3 protein-coding genes are annotated in these 3,911 nt (G+C 64.4%); all 3 read left to right on the top strand.

Translation table 11 applies throughout. The features are described from left to right. Nucleotides 1-1,493, top strand: a 1,493-nt coding sequence (locus RIF85_RS15045) for an amidohydrolase family protein (RefSeq protein ID WP_309072713.1), incomplete at its 5' end; no start/stop codon positions are given. Between the two features lie 52 nt (nucleotides 1,494-1,545). Further along, nucleotides 1,546-2,538 carry a sugar ABC transporter substrate-binding protein gene (locus RIF85_RS15040; RefSeq protein ID WP_309072712.1) on the top strand — a complete coding sequence of 331 codons (993 nt, stop codon included), beginning with the start codon at nucleotides 1,546-1,548 and terminating at the stop codon, nucleotides 2,536-2,538. A gap of 67 nt (nucleotides 2,539-2,605) precedes the next feature. Then, nucleotides 2,606-3,911 (top strand): sugar ABC transporter ATP-binding protein (locus RIF85_RS15035; protein ID WP_309072711.1); only part of this gene is annotated, 1,306 nt, incomplete at its 3' end.

Genomic DNA, 3,911 nt, shown 5'->3' with positions numbered 1-3,911 from the left:
ATTTGGGCGGCGCGACCGTCATCCCCGGTCTCGTCGACGTCCACAATCACCACCTGATGGCAGGAGAGGCCGATCTGTACCAGTTGGCATTTTCACCGACTGCCACCTTCGATGAGGTCGTCGACGCTGTGCGCACGTACGCCGCCGACCTGGAACCCGACGCGTGGGTGATCGGCGAGGCATTCGGAAGCGTGCTCATCAAGGACTTCTCCCACGTCTCCGCCCGACAGCGCCTCGACGAGGCGGCCGGCGGACGCCCCGTCGCACTCACTGATGACAGCCACCACAACCGTTTCGCAAACACCCGTGCACTTGAGCTTGCCGGAATCACGGCCGAAACGCCCGATCCTGACCAAGGCCACATCGTCCGCGACCCGGAAACGGGGGAGCCCACGGGTTTGCTGCTCGAATCCGCGACGATCGCCCTCACGGAAGCTGTGGATGCCGGACTGCAGCGCACACCCCAGCGGTATCGCGATGCCAGTCAGCGCGCCCTGGAAATCCTGCACTCCTTCGGAATCACTGCCTTCCAGGATGCTGCGGCGACCGTCGAAATCATGGGAGCGTTGCGCGACCTCGATGAGGCGGGAGACCTCCACGCGTGGGTTTCCTCCTGCATGTTGTCTTCGGGATTCCTTTTCGCCAACACTCCCTTTGGAGACGAGCTCGTCGAACGTGGCGAGGAGTTCCGCACTGCGCACCACCGCCCCGACTTCGTCAAGGTTGCCCTGGACGGGGTACCGCCGACCTATACCGGCGCCTTCCTCACCCCCTACCTGGAGACTCCCGAGCACGGTCACGAGCACTGCGGAGTGACAACGATGGAACCCGCCGAGCTGGAGTCCTGGCTGCTCCGAACGGCGGCGCGCGGGCTCGGGGCAAAGATTCACTGCACTGGAGATGCATCGGTGCGGGTGGCACTGGACGCCATCGAAGCCGTTCGCGCCGCCGGATACTCCGAACTGAAGTACCACATCGCCCACGGCCAGTTTGTGCACCCGGACGACCGGCCTCGTTTCGCCTCGCTCAGCGTGGCGGCTGACATATCGCCTTACCTCTGGTTCCCCGGCGTTATCCCCGACGCGATCGCCACCGTCCGGCCCGCCGAGCAGGCCCGGCAGCTGCAGCCCAACCGGGATCTTCTCGATCTGGGCGTGCTGGTGGCGGGCGGATCCGACTGGCCCGTCAGCGTGTCGCCGAACCCGTGGGAGGGTATCCAGGGCCTCGTGACGCGAGCGGACCCGCTCGGACGTGCACCCGGCACGCTGTGGATTGAGCAAGCGGTCACGCTCGAGGAAGCTCTCGAAATCTTCACTATCAACGGCGCGAAAGCCATGGGATTGGATGACGTGACCGGTTCCCTCGCCGTCGGCAAGTCCGCGGATTTCGCAGTGCTCAACCAGGACCCCTTCGCAGTGCCGAGTGAACGCATCGTCGAGACGCACGCAGTCGAGACGTGGTTTGCCGGCCGCAAGGTCTTTACCCGTGACTGACCACCCATCACCGTCCCTGCACCAATCACAGATACACCGAGGAGAACAGCACATGCGTACCAGCAGATTGTTCGCGGCGGTAGCGACGACCAGTGCCACGGCACTCGTTCTCGTCGGCTGCGGCACCACCACTGAAAGCGACCCTGCGGCTGAGCCCGTCGAACGCGGCACGGTCGACAAAATCCTGTTCGACTACCCGTTCACGGCGCTGCCTGTGTACGGTGCCATCGCGGGCATCGTCGAGGAACGAGCCGCGGAGCAGGGCGTCGAAGTGGTCTTCACCAATGACGAGATGGACCTGCAGAAACAGGTCAGCCAGCTCAACTCCTACCTCACAAGCGATGTAGACGCCGTCGTCTCCTTCCCCGTTGACCCGGCAAGCCTGGAGAGCATCGCACAGCAGTATCAGGATGAAGGCAAGTACTGGGTCACCTATGGCGGTGATATGGAGAACCAGGACGCGACGCTGCAGTTCAGCTTCTATGACTCCGGGTATCAGCTGGGACAGAACGCGGCCGAGTGGGCCCTCGAGAATGTCGGCCCGGACGCCAAGGTGATCGTTCTGAATGAGACAGAGCGGCAGATCGGCATCGAGCGCACTCAAGGCCTGATGGAAGGGCTCAAAGAGGCGGGTCCAGACCTGCAGATCGTAGCCGAGCAGCAGGCTGTGACCCCCGAGGACGGACTCTCGGTCACCACATCCCTGCTCGCGCAGCACCCGGATGCCAACGTCGTGGTTTCGGCCGTCGGCGATGCAGCGCAGGGAGCCTATCAGGCGCTCGTCGCTTCCGGCCGCGCAGAGGATGACCCGGAGACCTATGTTGGCGGTCTCGACCCCAATCTGTTCGGACTTCAGAAGATGCAGGAGGGCAAGTTCTTCCGCGCAGCCACGTACTTCTCGCTGAGTGAGCTGGTCATGAACGTGATTGACATTCCGGTGGCACTTGGTGAGGGGGAGACTGACGCCAGCGTCGACATCCCCGTGACCGTAGTCACCAAGGACACTCCCGAACTCCCGGACTACATCGCCGAACTGGGCGGCTGACCACGTGCCGGGCGCGTAACGCGCGCCCGGCACTCCGTCCGCCCCACCCCTCATCTAAGGAGACTCAATGGCCGCATCGGTTCGCGGGCTCACCAAGCGATACGGTGCCACTCTGGCGCTCGACGACGTGACGCTCACCATTCCCGATGGGGAAGTGCATGCCCTCCTCGGGCACAACGGAGCAGGCAAGTCCACAGTCATCAAATGCCTGGGCGGCGGGATCCACCCGAGCGCCGGGACGATCGAGCTCGACGGTCGCACCTATGACAGTCTCACCCCCCGTGAATCGATCGCGGCGGGAGTTGCCGTCATCTACCAGCACCTCACTGTGATCGATGGACTGACCGTGGCCGAGAATCTCTTCATTGGCCAGGAACGCACCCGGGCGGGATTCGTTGACCGACGTGGCCAGCGCGAGTTGGCCCGGGCCGCTCTCGAACGGGTGGGTGCTCACGGCATCGACCCGGATATGCAGGTGCGGGCGCTTCCCATCGGTCAACGCCAAATGGTCGAGATCGCCAAAGCCCTCCAACGGGACGCTCGGCTGCTGATTCTCGACGAACCGACGGCGGCACTCTCCCGGGAGGAATCCGACCGCCTCGGTGACCTCGTTCGTGATCTCGCCAACCGGGGCATCGCGATCCTCTACGTGACTCACCTCCTGGGCGAGGTGCTCAAACTGGCGGATGCGGCCACCGTGCTCCGCAATGGCAAGGCCGTCTGGAGCGCGCGGGGCAAGGACATCACACAAGAGGCCCTTGTTGACGCCATTAGCGATGGTCAGGGCGCCGCGCATGACCGCCCTGTCCCGCCCCGGCTGGACCGCACCCCGGCACTCGCTGTGCGGGGCCTGATGTCACCGGGCCTCGGTCCGATCGACGTTACGGTCGCCGCAGGCGAGATTGTCGCCTGTTATGGACTGATAGGGTCCGGGCGCACCCGGTTCCTGAACACGCTCTTCGGGCGAATCCGTCGGACAGGGGGCACAGTCAGCGTCGACGGAGTTCCCCGGAAGGCAGACAGTCCGCTCACCGCTCTAAGGGGAGGAATCGCCCTGGTGCCGGGAGACCGGGCGCGGGAGGGGCTATTCGGCACCTTGTCTGCACTCGATAACACCGTCGTCGGCGTTGCACCGAAGGTAGCCCGCTTCGGGTTCCGGTCCCAGACATCGGAACGCGGCGTTTTTGATCGTGTCGCTCACTGGCTCTCCTTGCGCCCGATGTCATCGACGCTTCCCGCAGGCAGATTCAGCGGCGGGAACCAGCAAAAAGTCCTGCTCGGACGCTGGGTGAACGACGTTGCCCGGACCCGGGTGCTCTTGCTCGACGACCCAACCCAGGGCGTCGACGTCGGTGCCCGCAAGGACATCTACG

It is taken from the genome of Arthrobacter sp., from assembly GCF_031179385.1.
Lineage (GTDB): Bacteria > Actinomycetota > Actinomycetes > Actinomycetales > Micrococcaceae > Arthrobacter_D.
Note: the sequence above shows the minus strand (reverse complement) of the source record. Positions and strands in the feature narration are given on the sequence as shown.